Genomic DNA, 16,688 nt, shown 5'->3' with positions numbered 1-16,688 from the left:
ATATATCTGTATCAAGTAACCAATGACTAAGCATAAAAATACCCTCATAATCAAAAGATGATAAGGGTATTGTGAAGAAACCAAAATATCGGTCAACCGATCAAAAATACCTTAACTGATCGGTGTTAGCCCATTGTGTAGGTTTTTTGTTATAGCACATCAAGTTAACGTATTCTCGTTCTACTCCCTGCTCTCTTTTAAAGTTTTCGAATCGAAAATGATCTTCTTTAATATCAGTTTTGATTGGTAAGTTTGAACAACCTAATACAGTCACACTTAGAGTAAAAGCGGTAAGTAAATTTTTCATTTCTCTTTCCTTTTAAAAATTAATATTGCACAAGATAATTTATAACTAAAGCTAATATAAAAGCATTTCACATTTTCCTATATTAGCAACAAAACTAAATATGTCTAATATTCAATCATTAATTAGATAAAAACTATTTTAATAATTTATAAAGAATTTTTTATTTTAATTAATCTTTGTAAATATGTGTGTATTAAACCCACCAGCTAAGTTAACTGCTCAAGTTCTGTAATAAGCGCTAGAGCTTGCGTATTTGTTGAGCCGCACACATCAAACGTGGCGCTAAAATCGCTACACACTTTAGGCCGACTTGAATCACCAAATAACTTACATAAATTACGCTCATCCAGCTGAATACAGCGATCTCCGGCTTTTTTACCGTTTGGCATCCCTGGTATTGGAGAGCTAATACTTGGCGCAATACAGCATGCACCGCAGCCTAATCTACACGTTATTGATTCGGTTTTCATAATATCCTCTGTATAAAAAACACTTACTTTTATTCCTTTTTAGGAACGTAATTAGCCCACACGCTAAGTTGCAATACACATATGTAATGCTTTGTTACATCTTAAAACGCCTTGTAAACACTTTATTGCGTATTATTGCTCTGTCACCACCAATTATGAAGGAATGCCTTGTGGCTACTACAAAACAAATAATACTCCCAATTGCAGTTTTAGCAGGCGGTATTGCTTTAGCTTTCGCCTTTATGGCCATGAAAAAGCCACCGGAAGAAAAGCCTGAGCAAGACATTCGACCTTTAGTTGCGACCCAAAGCATACTCTTAGATTCTATAACGCTCGATGTTAAATCGTACGGCATAGTAAAACCAAAAGATCGTACCGAATTAATAGCACAAGTAAGTGGGCAAGTTATTTTGGTGTCAGATCAATTTGTTGAAGGAGCGTTTGTAAAGCAAGGCGATATTTTAGCACGAATTGATGCAAATGATTACGAGGCAGACTTTATTGAAGCGCAAGCAGGTTTAGCACAAGCAAGCTCAGCACTTGAAATAGAACGCGCACAAGCACATGTAGCAAGAGCTGAATGGGAGCGTATTAAATCTGACTCAAGCGACGCTATTGCATCAGAGCTTTATTTACGCAAACCACAATTGGCCGAAAAGCTCGCGCGTTACCGCTCTGCTCAAGCAAGTGTTAAACGTGCTAGCCGTAATCTTGAACGTACTTATATTAAAGCACCATATGATGCCATTATTAATGAGCGCACAATTAGCTTAGGCTCAGTAGTAAACCCTGGTAGCAGCTTTGGTGCATTAAGTGCAACCTCAGTTGCAGAGGTCCGTTTACCAGTTGCCGACCAAGAACTACAATATTTAAAAAACGGCGGTGTAGGCTCAAACGTTACATTTAACGCAGAATATGCGGGTAAGCAAACAATGTGGCAAGCAAAAGTAATTCGCACCGAAGGTGTGGTTGATCAAACAAGCCGCATGAGCTATTTGGTAGCACAACTTGCAACACCTTATGGCGATAAAACACGCCCACTTCGTTTTGGGTCATACATTAACGCTACAATTGAAGGTCGCCCGCTTGATAACGCGATTATTGTTGCGCATCATTTAGTTAAAGATAATAAAATTGTGATTTTAAATGACGATCTAACCTTATCATTTAAAACGCTAAATATTATACGCGAACAAAACGGTATGATTATAGCCAGCCAAGGCTTAAAAAACGGCGAGCAAATTGTTACCTCAGCGCTTGAGTATCCAACTGAAGGCATGGCAGTAAAAGTTGAGGATATTTCGCCTAATAAAACTGACATTACTCAACTTGCGCTGAAAGAGGAATAGCCATGAACACTCGTGAAACAGGGTTAATAGCATGGTTTGCCCGCAATCCCGTTGCTGCCAACCTGCTAATGATATTTATATTAGTGGGCGGTCTTTTAATGGCGATGACTATTCGCAAACAAATGTTCCCACAATTTGAAAGCAACTGGATAAGCGTACAAGCAGTTTATCCTGGGGCTGCCCCGCAAGAAGTTGAAGAAGGAATAACGATTAAAGTTGAAGAAAACCTTGAAGGTCTTGAAGGCATTAAACGCCTAATTACCTACTCTAATCGTGGTTTTTCTCAAGCGTGGATTGAAATAGAAGAGCAATACAATCCACAAGAAGTACTTGATGAAATTAAAGTACAAGTTGATTCAATAAATACCTTTCCTGCTGGAATGGAACGCCCTGTTGTTCGCCGTGATAAGTTTGAGCAAGAGGTAATGATACTCGCGCTTTATGGCGACATGAGTAACTACCAGTTAAAAGAGCTTGGCAACGATATAAAAGATGAGTTACAAGCGCTGCCTCACGTTAACCTGGTTAATTTTAACGGCGGTTTAGAGTACGAAATTGGTATAGAAGTAAGCCCCGATAAACTGCGCGAATATGGCTTAACATTTAGAGATATTGCAGGCGCTGTGCAAAGCTTTTCGGCAAATATGTCGGCGGGGCAAATACGCTCTGAAAACGGTTATATTTCGATGCGTGTAGAAAAACAAGCCTACCGTGGCTTTGAATTTGAAAGGCTCCCACTTATTACCCTTGCTGATGGCGCACAAATTTACTTAGGCGATGTAGCAACCATTAACGATGGCTTTGAAGAAGGCTTACAGTATTCAAAATACAATGGTAAAAATTCACTCTCGTTTGAAGTAAACGCATCAAAAGATCAAGACATTACCGATGTAGCAAAAGTCCTAAAAAGCTACATGGCCACTAAAGAGCCACTTTTACCTGCAGGCGTTAAGCTCTCCCCTATTGTTGATTTAACCTACTACCTTGAAGGTCGACTCGATATGATGGTCGATAACATGATTTGGGGTGGCTTGTTAGTAATGATAGTACTGGCACTATTTTTACCACTACGCTTGGCATTTTGGGTAATGATGGGCTTACCGGTGTCTTTTCTGGGCGCCTTTTTGTTTATGCCTATTGGCTTTTTAGATGTAACAATTAACCTAGCCTCGCTATTTGCCTTTATACTCGTACTCGGAATTGTTGTTGATGACGCCATTGTTGTAGGCGAATCAGCCAGCGCCGAAATTGAAAAGTACGGCCACACTCTTGATAATGTTGTACGTGGTGTAAAACGTGTTGCGATGCCAGCAACCTTTGGTGTACTAACGACCATTGCGGCATTTTTACCACAAACAATGGCAACAGGCCCTGGCGCTGCTTTTTCTAAGGCAATTGGTGGCGTTATTATTTTATGTTTGATTTTTTCACTCATTGAATCAAAGCTTATTTTACCTGCGCACATTGCAGCAATGAACCCACGTAAACCAAATCCTAAAAATCTATTACACCGCTTACGTATGGTGATTGATAGTGGCTTAAAAGGCTTTGTGAACAACTACTACCTTCCTTTTGTTGGCCGCTGTATTCATTATCGCTATACCGTAATTGTTGGCTTTATGTGTTTGCTTATTGTAAGCGCCGGTATGTTTGCAGGTGGTTTAGTTAAATTTGTACCAAACCCTAAAATACCGCACGACTTTCCGCGTATTGATATAGAAATGAACCTTGCTTCATCTGAGCAAGCAACGCTTGAAACCGCACGTAAAATAGAAGGCGTTTTGTTAAAGGTCGATCAACAATTACAAGAGCAATACGGTAAACCGATGATCCGCGATTTATCGGTAAGTCTGCGCGGCAGAACGCAAGCAAATATCATGGCCATTTTGGTAGAGCCTGATTTACGCCCTATCGATACCTTTGCCCTAAGTGCATTATGGCGCGAACAAATGCCCGCTTTACCTGGCGTTAAGACCATGACCATTCAAGACAGTATAATGAATGGTGGCCGAGATGATGGCGACGTTAGCTTTAAACTTGAAGGCAAAAATGCTGACGTACTAAAAGAAGTAGCGGGTAAATTAAAAGCTAAATTACAAACAATGGAAGGTGTTGGCGACGTAAACGACTCAATGCAAAGCGCCACCGACGAAGTACAACTTGATTTAAAACCACTGGCTTACAGCATGGGATTAACGCTTGCTGATGTAGCATCGCAAGTAAGCTTTAGTTACTACGGCTTAGAAGCGCAACGAATATTGCGTGAAGGCGAAGAAATTAAAGTCATGATCCGCTATCCAGAAGACGAACGTAACTCAATAAGTGACATAGCAAGTGTGCGTATTATTACGCCTACTGGCGCTGAAGTACCACTGAGTGAAGTAGCCGAAGTTAAACTAGTTGACGGTGTAAACCGTATTCGCCGCGAAAACTCTAAACGTACTGTAAACGTATGGGCTGCGGTAAATACCGACCAAGCCGAACCCTTTGCGATTGCAGAAGAAATTCGTGATGAATACTTACCAACATTACTTAAAAGCTACCCTGGGGTTACAAGTGATGTAGCTGGGCGCATTCAAGAAGAGATGGATAGCGCTTCAGAGCAGCTTCGTGATTTTGGTATATCAATGATGATTATATTTGCGTTATTAGCGATTCCACTTCGTTCTTACTCGCAGCCACTTATTATTATGTCGGTTATTCCGTTTGGTGTAGTTGGCGCGATGTTTGGGCATATGATTTTAGGTATGACCATGAGTAGCTTATCGATGTTTGGCATAATTGCTGTAGCGGGTGTGGTTGTAAATGACTCCCTCGTTATGGTTGATTTTGTAAACAAAGCCCGCGCCGAAGGTGTCGCAACTAAAGACGCTGTAATGCAAGCCGGTGCACGTCGCTTTAGAGCGATACTACTCACCTCAATCACAACCTTTATTGGTGTAATGCCAATTATTTTTGAAACGAGTTTACAAGCTAAAATAGTTATCCCAATGGCTGTATCACTTGCCTTTGGTGTGTTATTTGCTACCGTAATTACACTAATACTTATACCGTGCCAGTACGTTGCACTAGAAGATGCTAAGCGATTAGTACGTAAAATGCGTGGCAAGCCGCCACTTGTAGATGCCCAACCAGCGCCTACTAATAGCTAAATTAAGTAATATCCCAACCAAAAAAGCTCGGCATACTCTATGCCGAGCTTTTTATTTTAAGCTTAAAAATGATATTCGACTATTTACTAATATTACTTCTACTACTCATTTTTTAACACATAGACTCCATCAACAGTCCTAATAATTGAGAGAAAAATTGCTCGTTTTTTATTCCGAATACGTTATGGTATTTAAATAATAAATAAACATAATAAAATTAAGGAACAGCCATGAATACCCCGCAATCAGATCACATCCCTCAAGAAGCCTTTGATTGGTATGACGAATACGCACACGGTTTAATGGACCGCCGTACGTTTATGAAAAAACTCGGTGGTTTAGCTGCACTTGGTTTCTCAATGGCTGTACTTACATCAGCGCTATTACCTAATTACGCGCTTGCTGAGCAAGTCTCGTTTAATGATGACGATATTACGGCAACGTACGAAGAATTCGATTCGCCAGACGGGCACGGTAAAGGCAAAGGTTACTTAGCAACCCCTAAAAACGTAGAAGGTAAGCTCCCTGTTGTGCTTGTGATACACGAAAATCGTGGTTTAAACCCATACGTAAAAGACGTAGCAAGGCGCTTAGCTAAAGTGGGCTTTATTGCATTTGCACCGGATGCACTATTTCCATTGGGTGGCTATCCTGGTAACGACGATGAAGGACGCGCTATGCAAAAAACCATGGATCGCGCTAAAATTCAAAACGATTTTGTAGCCGCTGCACACTATTTAAAATCGCATGCTAACAGTAATGGTAAATTAGGCGCTGTCGGTTTTTGTTTTGGTGGTTATATTGTAAATTACTTAGCCGCTGTAGATAGCAACTTACTCAGCGCCGGCGTGCCTTTTTACGGCACTCCTGCAAGTGAGAGTTTACGTAAAAATATTAAAGCGCCGTTAATGATTCAATTAGGCGAGCTGGATAAACGTGTAAACGCGTCGTGGCCTGAATATGAGCAAGATTTAAAAGCCAATAACGTTGAATACACTATGCATATGTATAAAGGGGCCAATCATGGTTTTCATAACGACTCTACAGGTCGATATGATAAAGACAATGCTGAGCTTGCATGGCAGCGTACTATTGAGTTTTTTAATAAAAAACTAAGTTAACGAATAAACAATAATGCCACCTGCTCAAAGTAGGTGGCATTATTAAAAAGTGCTTAGTTATTTTTGCTTTACGCTTTTTTGCTACGAATAACTAATAACGATAATAAAATGAGTAAATAAACACTTACAGAGCCACCGCTGCTAGAGCCATCTTTATTTTCGACTTTCGCTATTTTCTCTTCTTTAACACGTGTTTTAAAGCTTGCTAGCTCTGCACCTAAATTAGCGGTCATATCTGTAACAGCGAGATCGAACCCTTCTGCCGACTTTTCAGATAACGTTTCATCAATACCTATTGCGGTTGTTCTTTTTTCAAGCTTGCTTATACCAGGCGCTCTAAACAGCATTTTTCTACTTTTAATGTCAAAAACGGCCGTATCAACAAAGGTTTGAATTGTATTTTCATTCCCCGGAATAACGTACATACCCACTATCGTCCAATAAAGTAAGGCGGCATTATTTTCATAAGATTGCGTAACTTGATCATATGAAACCAGTGCCATTACATCTACATCGTAAAGTCGTCCAACTTGCTCGAGTGTTGCAAAACCTTCACCACCCTTTAAATAGGTGCTTGGTATAACTTCAATGCGGTCAATATAATCATATTGTAAAAATGACTTTTTTACTTTTTCGAGCAATTCGACTTGGTTTTGACTCTCTAAGCCGTCTGGTTGCCAGTTTTTAGACGGTACAAATGCAATTCCAACGGTAACAGGAAGTTTTAAAACGGGTATTTCAGGTTTATAGGTAGCACGGCTTTGTTGATCAGGATATAAGAAATCCATTAAGCTACTAGATTGTGTATTTTTGCCTGTATTGGTACTTACAAGCGAGCTGCATGAAGTAAGTAAAGCCACCATTATAATGACTATATATTTATTAAATTTCATATTTATTCCTTTTTATTTTTAATTTAATTCAGTTACACGCCAAAGCATATCTAAGGCCTCGGGAAGTAAATAATCTTTCCTTAATTAGCTCAGTACGCTTTTATCAATAATGCCTTTATTTACCAGCTGCTCTAAAATAACTTGAGATTTTGCTCTGCATGCATCACGTAGTAAACGCACCGCAGGAGTTATTGACTGCCTACTTGGGCAAATAAGCCATAACTCGCCGCTAATATGTTGATAATCTGGCATAACATTAACTACCCTATTATTGAGTAAGTCGTCTGCTATATCGAGTGCTGACTTTACCGCTAAGCCTTTACCCGCAACACACCATCGCCTCACTAAGTCACCATCGTTAGACGCGCGCCGACCATCCATTTTAACTTTATATTTTGTCTCGCCATCGGTGAATTCCCACGTGTTATTTATAATATCTTGCAGTTGATAAAATAAGCCTTGGTGATTAGCTAAGTCGTCTGGATGTTCAGGAGAGCCATTTTGTAATAAATATTCGTCAGTTGCACATAATAAGCGCGGTACGTTGCAAATTTTAAACCCGTAAACGCTAGCGTCACTTGGCGAGCCATAACGAAGTGCTATATCAACTGAATCACGATAAAAATCAATATTACTGTCACTTATATGCGCTCGGAGGCTTAACTTAGGATAATTATCCATCAGCTCATCAATCCATGGGATCACCAAGTTACGCCCTAAGTCAGATGAAAGAGCAACACGTAATTCGCCTTCAATTTCGTCATGCTCACCTTTGAGGTTATGCTTTGCTTGCTCAAGTATTGCTAAAGCTTGTTCGCACTGAGGTATATAGCGCTCCCCAGCGGCTGATAACCTTAAATGGCGTGTAGTACGTACAAACAGTTCACTGCCCAGTGCTAATTCAACACGCTTAATTACCGCGCTCGCAGTTGCTGTGCGCATATCTAATTTAGCAGCTGCAAGCGTAATACTTCTAAACTCAGCTACTTTTAGAATAAGTTTTAAATCTTCTATGTTCATATTATCTATATATATTTGATAATGTTTCAATGATTATGATGTTTATTAAATGCAAAGCAAGCGCTATTATCAAATCCGTAAAATATTCTTATTTAAAACTGATTGGTCACTATTGAATTATTTAAATTCAAACCAATTAATAACAACTCGCTCAATTTATTTATTTGGAAAAATAATGACTCACCCAATTATTAGTGATTTAGAAAAACGCTACACAACTAAACGTTACACAACCAAGCGTATTCCTCAAGATGACCTAGACGTAGTATATGAAGCTATGCGTCTTTCTCCTTCATCAATTAACTCGCAGCCTTGGAAGTTTGTTGTAATTGAATCTGATGAAGCAAAAGAACGTATGCATACTACCTTTGCTAATAAGTTTCAATTTAATCAGCCTCATATTAAAACAGCGTCGCACGTTATTTTATTTGCTTACAACCCTAAATATACACGTGACGATTACGCACAAGTAATTGATGCAGACATTAAAAACGGTCGTACTAAAGCAGAAAACCGCGAACAATCATTTGGTGCTTTCGCGTTTGTTGATATGAATACTGATGAGCAAGGCAATAACGCAACGTGGACTAAAGCGCAAACTTACATAGCGCTTGGTAACACAATGCATGCAGCGGCACGCTTAGGTGTTGATTCAACCCCAATGGAAGGCGTAGATGCTGAGTTGATTGGCGAAGTTTTTGAAAAAGAGCTAGATGGTTACATTTGTGATGTAGCTTTAGTACTTGGCTACCATGATGACGCAGAAGATTATAATGCTAAATTACCTAAATCGCGTTTAGCTAAAGAGCAAATAATTCAAGTTTTATAAGTTATATTTTTATTACATTAAAAAACCACTTATTTGCATTCAAATAAGTGGTTTTTTGCTTTTAAAGCGGCTTAACTCACTTTAAGCTGCGCAGCTTGAATGTATTGCACGAGATCTTCAATAGAAACCACGGTCATATTATGCTTATTAGCATAATCACTCACTTCAGGTAAACGTGCCATTGAACCATCGGGATTAGTAAGTTCGCAAATTACACCAAATGGTTTTAAGCCGGCAAGTTGCATTAAATCAACCGATGCTTCAGTGTGCCCACGGCGAACTAGCACACCACCCGTTTGTGCTTTTAAACCAAATACATGGCCAGGGCGTGATAAATCACTTGGTTTTGCATTATCGGCTGTAGCAGCTTTAATAGTAGTCACTCTATCAACGGCAGATACGCCGGTTGTAACACCGTGCTTAGCTTCAATAGTGACAGTATAAGCGGTGTTATTTTGACTGGTGTTATTGGTTACCATTTGCGGTAGGTCGAGCTGTTTAATACGCTCCTCTCCCATGCATAGGCATACAATACCACTGCCTTCGCGGATCATTTCGGCCATTTGTGGGGCCGTTAAATGCTCAGCTGAAAAAACAAAGTCGCCTTCGTTTTCGCGGTTTTCGTCATCAACAACAAGTACGCCTTGCCCTTGCTGTAATGCAGCAATTGCGCTTTGTACACGGATATGGCTTTCGCCGAATTGAGTAAGTAGAGACTGAATCATCATTATATTCCAAATAAAAAATAATAGATTCAGGACACAGAAAGGCATGGCAAAGCCATACAAATAAAATCGTATGGATTAAACCAAAACAGCATTAAAAATGCTCACCAAAAAGCTACGTTTTGGTGTACATAAATAAGCTATATTCTCTTTCATCCGGACTCTAACCGTCGGCTCTGGCATCTCACCAGATCTGCTTGACCTTTACTTAACCTAATTCACTATAAAAATAAGTTAAATAAAGCGCTCGCGGGCTCATTTAAGTTACAAATAACATTAAACATACCGCCGGTGGGGAATTTCACCCCGCCCTGAGAATTAACAGTAAGTGTTAGCACTTACTGCAAGCATATTATACGCCTGTATTTACTTGTTTTTCAAAACTAAATGCCATAAATACTACGAAAGTTGAATGTTTACCGATGCACTGTTTACTATACCTTCATTTATATCAGCAATAAGCGAACACATAGCACCGTTAACTAAATTTAAGTTAGGTTGAACGTGGCCTATGTCAGCATCAAAAATAACGGGAAATAAACACCCACCTAATGCAACATCAAGTGCATGACGATAGTCAAAGGCATCATAATGACTTTGTGTAATTTCACTTCGCCCTAAAACCAAGCCATTGATGTCGTCAAATATGCCCGCTAGTTTTAATGACAGTAAAAATCGTGCAACCGTGGTAGGTGTAAGCTCTGAGTTTTCTAGGTATAAAATAAGCCCTTCGGGTGCACTATCCTTTTTAAATTCATGTAGTGCCAAAAATGGTGAGTCGAGCAATAAGCCGACTGTATCTAAACATCCACCAAATAAGCGGCCTGACATTTCTATGGTGCGTTTATCTGTATAGTTTAAACATTGCCATTTTGTGGGCTCACTAGGGCTTAGTAATTCATTCGGGTTTTGTGCGTAATTAGGCTTGTTTTTTTGATATAAAGAAGAAGGCCCTTGCTCAAATTTACTACCGGCTTCGTAAGTAAGGGTTTCGAATATTTGTAGGCTATACGCGTTTTTTTCATCTGGATGGAGCTGCATAAGATTAGCGCTGTGAAGTGTTGCCCATTGGCACTTAGCGGTGAGTGCACATGCAATAGTACTTACATCAGAAAACCCAACTAGCCATTTAGGTTTGGCTTGTTTAATCGCGTTAAAATCAAGTAGTGGCAATACCTCCATTGCCAGCTCACCACCCATTGGCGGCATAATGGCATCTATTTCATCATCTAGTAATAAACCCATTAGTTGCTCGGCATGGGCTTTAGCATTAAGCTCATTACGTGGTCTGTTTTGGCGTAAAAACTCCCCCTCTACAACCTCATAGCCACGGTGCTTTAATCCATCTATCACAATATCTAATCGCCCGTGGTATTTTTCTTTTAGGCCTGATGACAGCGAGCAAATTGCAATTTTAGAGCCTACTTTTAAAGGCGCTGGGTAAAGAATATTAGCCATGAGTGTTCCTTTTTAATAATACCAACCTGCATAAATCTTTGATCAATTTAACGAATTAAATTGCACTATAACGTCGTTAAAAGTTTTTTATTTAGAACAACTAGATATAAAAACTTTTGCCTAGTTCTAGCGTAATTTTCTTAACGTTAAATAGACCCCATATATAAGCAGATTGGTATAAAGTGATTATGTACCTATATCATCATGCTTACTCTTTATGCAATATGAACACCCTTATTAGTATAGTGATTTATTTCAGGCATAAAAAAACCGATGTAATTACATCGGTTTTTATTTAAAACGTTAAAGTGAGTTATACGTTAAAGATACTCAACTTCAATGATTTCGAACTCAACAATACCTTTTGGCGTTTGAATAGACACTGCATCATCCATTTGTTTACCAATTAATCCACGTGCAATCGGTGAGTTAACAGATATTAAGTTGTTTTTAATACTTGCTTCATCATCGCCCACAATACGGTATTTTACTTCAGCATCGGTTTCTACATTTACAATAGTTACCGTAGTGCCAAAAATAACTTTACCGGTATTTGGCATTTTAGTTACGTCGATAATTTGAACATTTGAAAGTTTAGCTTCAATTTCTTGAATTCGACCTTCACAAAAACCCTGTTGCTCACGCGCAGCGTGGTACTCAGCGTTTTCTTTTAAGTCACCGTGTTCACGTGCAACCGCAATATCACTTACGATTTTAGGACGGGTAACTGTTTTTAATTCGTTAAGCTCTTTACGCAGTAAATCTGCGCCACGAACTGTCATCGGAATTGATTGCATACTTTTCTCACTTAACACCAAGGCCCTAGTGGCCTTGGCACATTTCCTTAGTTCAATCGCAGGTGTAGCTCTTGAACTGACGTCACTTTACTGCGGTCATCTGCTTTGTTAGCAGTACAGTTAGCGAATGCCGCGTTCAAGGTTGTCGTATAGTTGGTTTTATTTTGCAACGCACCACGACGTAACACCTTCGAATCTTCGATCGCTTGGCGACCTTCGGTGGTATTAACAATATAGCTGTACTCTTTATTCTTAATATAATCAAGAATATGCGGGCGGCCTTCATATACTTTGTTTACACGTCGTACTTCAATGCCAGCTTCTTCAAGAGCTTGTGCCGTGCCACCAGTTGCGTCAAGTTCAAAACCTAAGTCGGTCATGATTTTGGCTAATTCAACAATACGTGGCTTATCGCTATTACGAACAGATAATAACGCGCGACCACCGCGTGGTAAAGTATTGCTTGCACCTAATTGTGCTTTTGCGAATGCTTCGGCGAAAGTATCGCCAACACCCATCACTTCACCTGTTGAACGCATCTCAGGACCACGGATTGGATCCACACCTTGAAACTTAGCAAACGGCAGTACAACTTCTTTAACGCTGTAGTAAGGAGGAATCACTTCTTTAGTAATACCTTGGCTTGCTAAAGACTGACCAGCCATACAACGTGCAGCTACTTTTGCAAGCGCTACACCGGTTGCTTTAGATACAAACGGTACAGTACGTGCAGCACGAGGGTTGACTTCGATTAAGTACACTTTGTCTTCTTTTACTGCAAACTGTGTATTCATCAAGCCAACAACACCAAGTTCAAGCGCCATGTCGGTTACTTGCTTGCGCATTACGTCTTGCACTTCTTGTGATAAAGAATGTGCTGGTAATGAACAGGCTGAGTCACCCGAGTGAACACCCGCTTGCTCAATGTGCTCCATGATACCGCCGATGATTACTTGCTCGCCGTCACAAATTGCGTCAACGTCAACTTCAATCGCGTTATCTAAGAAACGGTCCAGTAATACAGGTGCTTCGTTTGATGCTTGTACAGCTTCGGTCATGTAGCGACGTAAATCATCTTCGTCGTATACAATTTCCATTGCACGACCACCTAGTACGTACGACGGGCGAACAACGAGTGGGAAGCCAATTTCAACTGACTTAAGTAAGGCTTCTTCAGTTGAAGTTACTGTTGCGTTTTCTGGCTGAAGTAAGTTTAAACGCTCAACAAGTTGTTGGAAACGTTCGCGGTCTTCTGCACGGTCAATCGCATCTGGTGAAGTACCAATGACTGGCACACCATTAGCTTCAAGCTCACGCGCTAGCTTAAGTGGTGTTTGACCACCGTATTGTACGATAACGCCTTTTGGCTTTTCAACACGTACGATTTCGAGTACGTCTTCAAGCGTAATTGGTTCAAAGTATAAACGATCCGAAGTATCGTAATCGGTAGATACCGTTTCAGGGTTACAGTTAACCATAATAGTTTCGTAACCGTCTTCGCGAAGCGCAAGTGAGGCATGTACACAACAGTAATCAAACTCAATACCTTGACCGATACGGTTTGGACCACCACCAATAACCATGATTTTATCACGATCAGTTGGGTTAGCTTCACACTCTTCATCGTAAGTTGAGTACATGTAAGCTGTGTCTGAGCTAAATTCTGCAGCACACGTATCAACACGTTTGTATACTGGCACTATGTTTAATAAATGACGCTTTTTACGAATTTCAGCTTCAGATACACCTGCAATTTCTGCTATACGCGGATCTGCAAAGCCTTTGCGTTTAAGTTTACGTAGGAAGTCAGCATTTAAACCCGCCATGCCTACTTTCGCTATTTTTGCTTCGTCTTTTAAAATGTCTTCTATTTGAACTAAGAACCAACGGTTTACTTTAGTCAGCTCGTAAACATCATCAACGCTCATGCCATGGCGCATTGCATCGGCAATGTACCAAATACGCTCAGCGCCTGGCTCGCGTAGTTCGCGGATGATTTTTTCTTTTGCTTTAGGGTCATCAAGTGCCACTATTGGGTTAAAACCTGTAGCGCCTACTTCAAGACCGCGTAATGCTTTGTGTAGTGACTCTTGTTGGTTACGACCAATTGCCATTACTTCGCCAACTGATTTCATTTGCGTAGTTAAACGGTCGTTTGCACCGGCAAATTTTTCGAAGTTAAAGCGAGGAATTTTTGTAACAACGTAATCGATTGAAGGCTCAAAAGACGCAGGTGTTTTGCCACCAGTAATGTCGTTTTGAAGTTCATCAAGCGTATAACCTACTGCTAGTTTTGCTGCAATTTTAGCAATTGGGAAACCCGTTGCTTTTGATGCTAATGCAGATGAACGTGATACACGTGGGTTCATCTCAATGATAACCATACGGCCATCTTCTGAATTAATACCAAACTGTACGTTCGAACCGCCGGTTTCTACACCAATTTCACGTAATACTGCCATAGAGGCGTTACGCATAATTTGGTATTCTTTGTCGGTTAGTGTTTGCGCTGGTGCAACGGTGATTGAATCGCCAGTGTGAACACCCATCGGGTCAAAGTTTTCAATGGTACAAACAATAATACAGTTGTCGTTTTTATCACGTACAACTTCTGTTTCGTACTCTTTCCAACCAATTAGTGATTCATCAATCAATAATTCGCTAGTAGGCGATAAATCTAAGCCACGTTCACAAATTTCTTCAAACTCTTCTAAGTTATACGCCACACCGCCGCCGGTGCCGCCCATAGTAAAAGAAGGCCTGATAATACATGGCAAACCAATGCGCGTTATGATGTCTTTGGCTTCATCCATAGAGTGAGCAATCTCAGCACGTGGACATTCAAGACCAATATTTTTCATTGCTACGTCAAAGCGTTCGCGGTTTTCTGCTTTGTCGATTGCATCAGCCGTTGCACCAATAAGTTCAACGCCGTGCTTAGCCAATACACCGTGCTTGTCTAGTTCAAGTGCACAGTTTAATGCTGTTTGACCACCCATTGTAGGCAGTATTGCATCAGGCTTTTCTTTTTCAATGATTTTTTCTACCACTTCCCAATGAATGGGTTCGATGTATGTTGCATCGGCCATATCAGGGTCTGTCATGATAGTTGCAGGGTTTGAGTTAACTAATATAACTCTGTAGCCTTCTTCTCTAAGTGCTTTACACGCTTGAGCACCAGAGTAGTCAAATTCACACGCTTGACCAATTACAATTGGGCCTGCGCCTAAGATAAGAATGCTTTTTATGTCGGTACGTTTTGGCATTATTACTCCAGTTAAATTAGTGTTTACGCGCTTGCATCAAATCGATGAAGTGGTCAAATAATGGTGCTGCATCGTGTGGACCTGGGCTTGCTTCAGGGTGACCCTGGAAGCTAAACGCAGGTTTATCTGTACGATGAATACCTTGAAGCGTTCCGTCAAATAACGATTTGTGCGTGGCACGAAGCGTACTTGGCAGGCTTGACTCTTGAGCTGCAAAACCATGGTTTTGAGCCGTGATCATAACTACATCGCGGTCTAGGTCTTTAACTGGGTGGTTAGCGCCGTGGTGGCCAAATTTCATTTTTTCTGTTTTAGCACCTGAGGCAAGGGCTAATAACTGATGACCTAAACAGATACCAAAAATTGGTGTGTCGGTTTCTAAAAAGGTTTTAATTGCATCAATAGCGTAAGTACATGGCTCAGGATCGCCAGGGCCATTAGATAGGAAGATACCATCAGGGTTTAAAGCCAGTACGTCAGCGGCAGAGGTTTGCGCTGGTACTACTGTAAGTTTACAGCCACGGTCTACAAGCATACGCAAAATATTACGCTTTACACCGAAGTCGTAGGCAACAACATGAAACTTTTCATCAGCAGCATCAAGAGTTTTAAATCCTTCGCCTAATGTCCAGCTTGATTCGCGCCACTCAAAATTTTCCTTGGTTGAGACAACTTTTGCTAAATCCATACCTTTTAAGCCTGGGAAGGCTTGCGCGGCTTGTAGCGCTTTATTTTCGTCTAGCTCGTCGCCAGCAATAATACACCCGTTTTGTGCGCCTTTATCACGCAAAATTCGAGTTAACTTTCTGGTGTCGATGTCCGCAATACCTAAAATATTACGTTCTTTTAAGTAATCATCTAACGATTGCTCGTTACGAAAATTACTTGCTAGCAGTGGCAAATCACGGATCACTAGGCCTTTAGCCCAAATTTGATTCGCTTCTTCGTCTTCGCTGTTGGTACCCGTATTACCGATATGTGGGTACGTCAAAGTTACGATTTGTTCCGCGTATGATGGATCAGTCAAAATTTCTTGATAACCAGTCATAGATGTATTGAATACTACTTCACCGACTGACATGCCGTCAGCGCCGATTGCAGTACCGCGAAACACTGTGCCGTCTTCTAGGACTAACAGAGCGGATTTAGTCAAGTTAAACCTCCTAACAGTAAAAAACGGGAGTAAGCAATTGCTTAACACCCCGCCAATACCCAGAGGGATCGTCAAAACTAGATTTTTGTGAGCTTAAATAGTTTTACGCAGTCTTAAATGATGCCGATATAAAACACTAAACCTTCAA

13 protein-coding genes and 1 riboswitch are annotated in these 16,688 nt (G+C 40.4%); of the genes, 4 read left to right on the top strand and 9 right to left on the bottom strand.

Annotated elements, in window-relative coordinates; translation table 11 throughout:
* Nucleotides 1-100: 100 nt before the first annotated feature.
* Both I6F53_RS07505 and I6F53_RS07500 read right to left on the bottom strand, forming a co-directional pair.
* Nucleotides 101-307, bottom strand: a complete 207-nt coding sequence (locus I6F53_RS07505) for a hypothetical protein (RefSeq protein WP_231616566.1) — start codon at nt 305-307, stop codon at nt 101-103.
* 206 nt (nt 308-513) lie between these two features.
* Nucleotides 514-777 (bottom strand): YkgJ family cysteine cluster protein, encoded by a 264-nt coding sequence (locus I6F53_RS07500; RefSeq protein WP_197239064.1) that lies wholly within the window; start codon nt 775-777, stop codon nt 514-516.
* Nucleotides 778-947: 170 nt separating this feature from the next.
* On the opposite strand from I6F53_RS07500, the gene I6F53_RS07495 reads away from it, so the two are divergent.
* From I6F53_RS07495 to I6F53_RS07485, 3 genes are all read left to right on the top strand, one after another.
* A complete protein-coding gene (locus I6F53_RS07495; RefSeq protein ID WP_197239063.1) occupies nt 948-2,126 on the top strand; it encodes an efflux RND transporter periplasmic adaptor subunit in 1,179 nt (392 codons plus the stop codon).
* Between the two features lie 2 nt (nt 2,127-2,128).
* Entirely contained in the window at nt 2,129-5,278 is a 3,150-nt protein-coding gene (locus tag I6F53_RS07490; RefSeq protein WP_197239062.1) for an efflux RND transporter permease subunit, read from the top strand.
* Nucleotides 5,279-5,508: 230 nt separating this feature from the next.
* Nucleotides 5,509-6,399 carry a dienelactone hydrolase family protein gene (locus tag I6F53_RS07485; RefSeq protein ID WP_197239061.1) on the top strand — a complete coding sequence of 297 codons (891 nt, stop codon included), beginning with the start codon at nt 5,509-5,511 and terminating at the stop codon, nt 6,397-6,399.
* A gap of 68 nt (nt 6,400-6,467) precedes the next feature.
* Here the strand turns inward: I6F53_RS07485 and rhlP are convergent, their stop codons facing one another.
* Together rhlP and I6F53_RS07475 are read right to left on the bottom strand one after the other, a co-directional pair.
* Complete coding sequence (gene rhlP / locus I6F53_RS07480; protein ID WP_197239060.1) at nt 6,468-7,292, bottom strand: rhombotarget lipoprotein; 825 nt, start codon at nt 7,290-7,292, stop codon at nt 6,468-6,470.
* Nucleotides 7,293-7,376: 84 nt separating this feature from the next.
* Nucleotides 7,377-8,312 (bottom strand): LysR family transcriptional regulator, encoded by a 936-nt coding sequence (locus I6F53_RS07475; RefSeq protein WP_197239059.1) that lies wholly within the window; start codon nt 8,310-8,312, stop codon nt 7,377-7,379.
* A gap of 175 nt (nt 8,313-8,487) precedes the next feature.
* Between I6F53_RS07475 and I6F53_RS07470 the strand changes: the two genes are divergently transcribed.
* Nucleotides 8,488-9,141 (top strand): nitroreductase family protein, encoded by a 654-nt coding sequence (locus I6F53_RS07470; protein ID WP_197239058.1) that lies wholly within the window; start codon nt 8,488-8,490, stop codon nt 9,139-9,141.
* A gap of 71 nt (nt 9,142-9,212) precedes the next feature.
* Here I6F53_RS07470 and ribB read toward each other — a convergent pair whose 3' ends face one another.
* The 5 genes from ribB to carA all read right to left on the bottom strand — a co-directional run bounded on the left by ribB (nt 9,213) and on the right by carA (nt 16,540).
* Complete coding sequence (gene ribB / locus I6F53_RS07465; RefSeq protein WP_166420712.1) at nt 9,213-9,866, bottom strand: 3,4-dihydroxy-2-butanone-4-phosphate synthase; 654 nt, start codon at nt 9,864-9,866, stop codon at nt 9,213-9,215.
* Nucleotides 9,867-10,006: 140 nt separating this feature from the next.
* A riboswitch (FMN riboswitch) is annotated at nt 10,007-10,189 on the bottom strand.
* Nucleotides 10,190-10,265: 76 nt separating this feature from the next.
* A complete protein-coding gene (locus I6F53_RS07460; protein WP_197239057.1) occupies nt 10,266-11,324 on the bottom strand; it encodes a S66 family peptidase in 1,059 nt (352 codons plus the stop codon).
* 320 nt (nt 11,325-11,644) lie between these two features.
* The gene (greA, locus tag I6F53_RS07455) at nt 11,645-12,121 is read right to left on the bottom strand and encodes a transcription elongation factor GreA (RefSeq protein ID WP_197239056.1); all 477 of its coding nucleotides are present in this window, start codon (nt 12,119-12,121) and stop codon (nt 11,645-11,647) included.
* 47 nt (nt 12,122-12,168) lie between these two features.
* Complete coding sequence (gene carB / locus I6F53_RS07450; RefSeq protein WP_197239055.1) at nt 12,169-15,387, bottom strand: carbamoyl-phosphate synthase large subunit; 3,219 nt, start codon at nt 15,385-15,387, stop codon at nt 12,169-12,171.
* A gap of 16 nt (nt 15,388-15,403) precedes the next feature.
* Nucleotides 15,404-16,540 (bottom strand): glutamine-hydrolyzing carbamoyl-phosphate synthase small subunit, encoded by a 1,137-nt coding sequence (carA, locus tag I6F53_RS07445; RefSeq protein ID WP_007375827.1) that lies wholly within the window; start codon nt 16,538-16,540, stop codon nt 15,404-15,406.
* Between the last annotated feature and the right edge of the window lie 148 nt (nt 16,541-16,688).

It is taken from the genome of Pseudoalteromonas sp. SWN29 (genome assembly GCF_015864465.1).
GTDB lineage: Bacteria > Pseudomonadota > Gammaproteobacteria > Enterobacterales > Alteromonadaceae > Pseudoalteromonas.
Note: the sequence above shows the minus strand (reverse complement) of the source record. Positions and strands in the feature narration are given on the sequence as shown.

Bases quoted from the DNA above. Each gene is read 5' to 3' on its own strand.
- I6F53_RS07505 (WP_231616566.1), bottom strand. From the start codon at position 307: ATGAAAAATTTACTTACCGCTTTTACTCTAAGTGTGACTGTATTAGGT.
- I6F53_RS07500 (WP_197239064.1), bottom strand. From the start codon at position 777: ATGAAAACCGAATCAATAACGTGTAGATTAGGCTGCGGTGCATGCTGT.
- I6F53_RS07490 (WP_197239062.1), top strand. From the start codon at position 2,129: ATGAACACTCGTGAAACAGGGTTAATAGCATGGTTTGCCCGCAATCCC.
- I6F53_RS07485 (WP_197239061.1), top strand. From the start codon at position 5,509: ATGAATACCCCGCAATCAGATCACATCCCTCAAGAAGCCTTTGATTGG.
- rhlP (WP_197239060.1), bottom strand. From the start codon at position 7,292: ATGAAATTTAATAAATATATAGTCATTATAATGGTGGCTTTACTTACT.
- I6F53_RS07475 (WP_197239059.1), bottom strand. From the start codon at position 8,312: ATGAACATAGAAGATTTAAAACTTATTCTAAAAGTAGCTGAGTTTAGA.
- I6F53_RS07470 (WP_197239058.1), top strand. From the start codon at position 8,488: ATGACTCACCCAATTATTAGTGATTTAGAAAAACGCTACACAACTAAA.
- ribB (WP_166420712.1), bottom strand. From the start codon at position 9,866: ATGATTCAGTCTCTACTTACTCAATTCGGCGAAAGCCATATCCGTGTA.
- I6F53_RS07460 (WP_197239057.1), bottom strand. From the start codon at position 11,324: ATGGCTAATATTCTTTACCCAGCGCCTTTAAAAGTAGGCTCTAAAATT.
- greA (WP_197239056.1), bottom strand. From the start codon at position 12,121: ATGCAATCAATTCCGATGACAGTTCGTGGCGCAGATTTACTGCGTAAA.
- carB (WP_197239055.1), bottom strand. From the start codon at position 15,387: ATGCCAAAACGTACCGACATAAAAAGCATTCTTATCTTAGGCGCAGGC.